At 71.0% G+C, this 2,635-nt stretch carries 1 protein-coding gene; it reads right to left on the bottom strand.

What is annotated here, in order from left to right:
• The coding region (locus J5Y04_RS41055) for an amino acid adenylation domain-containing protein (RefSeq protein ID WP_307853567.1) at positions 1 to 2,588 on the bottom strand (2,588 nt) is incomplete at its 3' end.
• Positions 2,589 to 2,635: the final 47 nt, after the last annotated feature.

Consider the following 2,635-nt stretch of genomic DNA (forward strand, 5'->3'; position numbering starts at 1 on the left):
GCCGAACCGATCGGAACATCCGTCCCCGCACCCAGACGCGACAACAGCACCGACAACCCCGCCTGCAACACCATGAACAGCGTCACACCCTCCGCACGCGCCAACTCCACCAACCTGGCGTGCAGTTCCACGGGCATGACGAATCCGGACGTGTGGCCGCGGTGGCTCGCCACCGCCGGCCGCGGACGGTCGAAGGGCAGCTCAAGCTCCTCCGGCGACCCCGCCAGAGCCTCACGCCAGTAAGCCACCTGGCGCGACAGCGAGCTGCCGGGGTCGCCCTCCGCACCCAGCAACTCACGCTGCCACAGCGCGTAGTCCGCATACTGCACCGGCAGCGGCGCCCACTCGGGCGCACCACCGCCCGCCAGCCGCGCCGCGTACGCGGTGGAGATGTCCCGCGCCAGCGGACCCATCGACCAACCGTCGCCCGCGATGTGGTGGACCACCAGTGCGAGGACGTGCTCGCCCGGGCCGTTGTCGAACAGCCAGGCTCGGACGGGGATTTCGTTGGCCAGGTCGAACGCGTACCCAGCCGCCCGTGCCACGGCGCCGGGCAGCTGGTCCTCGGGGAGATCCTCCGTCGCGTCGATCACGGGAAGTTCCAGCACGGAGGCGTTCAAGGGCAGTTCGTCGAGGTCCAGGAGACGAGCACCCGTCACCGGCTCGGACGGGTCCGGCTGCGTCAGGCGCACGACCGGGAGTTCCCAGAGCAGTTCGTCGACGTCGATGATCTGCTGGTACGGCTCGCCGTCGGCCTCGGGGAAAATCGTGCGGAGCGCTTCGTGGCGTGCGATGACGTCGCGCAGGGCCTGGGCCAGTGCGGTCCGGTCGAGGTCGCCGGTCAGGCGCAGGACGATGGGGCTGTTGTAGGTGGGGTTGGGGCCCTCCAGCTGGCCGATGAACCAGAGGCGGCGCTGGGCGAAGGAGAGCGGCACCCGCTGCGGGCGCGGGCCCGCGACCAGGGGAACACGGGTGGCCTGCGCGGCCTCGGCCAGGCGGGCGGCCAGACCGGCCACGGTCGGCGCCTCGAACAGCGCACGGATCTCCACCTCGACACCCAGAACGGCCCGCACCCGGCTGATCAGCCGCGTCGCGAGCAGGGAGTGCCCGCCCAGCTCGAAGAAGTCGTCGTCGACACCGACCTGTTCCAGGCCCAGGACCTGCGCGAACGCGGCACACAGGATCTCCTCCTGCACCGACACCGGACCACGGCCGGCACCCGCCACCGCGGCGAAGTCCGGCGCCGGCAGCGCCCTGCGGTCCAGCTTGCCGTTGCCCGTCAGCGGCAGCGCGTCCAGCACCACCACCGCCGACGGCACCATGTGCTCCGGAAGCCTGGAGACGGCAAACTCCCGAACCGACGTGGACAGTTCACCACCATCTTCATCAGCGGGGACAACGTAGGCGACCAGCCGGCGGTCCCCCGGCACGTCCTCGCGGGCGACGACCGCCGCCTGCGCCACGCCCGGATGGGCGGCCAGCACCGCCTCCACCTCACCCGGCTCGATCCGGAAACCCCGCACCTTCACCTGATCGTCCGCACGCCCCAGCACCACCACACTGCCGTCCGCCGTCCAACGCGCCCGGTCACCCGTCCGGTACATCCGCCCACCCGAGGCGGAGAACGGGCAGGCCACGAACCGCTCCGCCGTCAACCCGGCCCGGCCCACATAGCCACGCGCCAACTGCCCACCCGCGACGTACAACTCACCCACCACACCCGGCGCCACCGGCTGCAGGAACCCGTCCAACACGAACAACCGCGTGTTCCCGACCGGACGACCCACCGGCACCACACCGGACGCCACCGACTCCGCCGTCAGCCGCGTCGTCGCAACACCGATCGTCGCCTCCGTCGGCCCATAGTGGTTGAACACCCCACGCTCGCCCGCCGCCTCCAGCAGACCCTCCACCAGGCCCGCCGACGCTGCCTCTCCACCGAGTACCAACGACGCCGCGGGCAGCACACCCCCCGGTCCGGCCACCGCGGCCAGCGCCGCCAGGTGCGAGGGAACCACCTTCACGAACTCGATCCGGTGCTCCGCAAAGTACGCCGCCACCGCCACCGGATCCGTCACCGCCTCCTCCGGGAGGATGTGCAGCTCACCACCGGTCGCCAGACTCGCGAACAACACCGTGTTCCCCAGGTCCGTCGCCTGCGCCTGCAACAACGCATAACGACCCCCCAGCACACCGAACCCCACCCGTGACGGCACCGACCCCACATAGTTCGCCAACGCCCCGTGCGTCACCCCCACACCCTTCGGACGCCCCGTCGACCCCGACGTGTAGATCACATACGCCAGCCCGTCCGCCGACACCCGCACACCCGGCGCAGTCGCCGCCATCCCCGCCAGCTGCATCCGCACCAACGCACCGTCCACCGCCACCAACCGCACCCGACCCGCCGGCAGCTCGTCCAGCAACTCCTCCGTCGTCAACGCCAACACCGCACGACTGTCCCGCAACATGAACGCGATCCGCTCCACCGGCTGCCCCGGATCCACCGGCAGATACGCAGCCCCCGCCTTCCACACCCCCAAAATCCCCACCACCGTCTCCACACCCCGCGGCAGGCACAGACCCACCACCGACTCCGCACCCACCCCCTGACCCACCAAATACCGCGCCAACC

The sequence above is a fragment of the Kitasatospora sp. RG8 genome (genome assembly GCF_017813315.1).
GTDB lineage: Bacteria > Actinomycetota > Actinomycetes > Streptomycetales > Streptomycetaceae > Kitasatospora.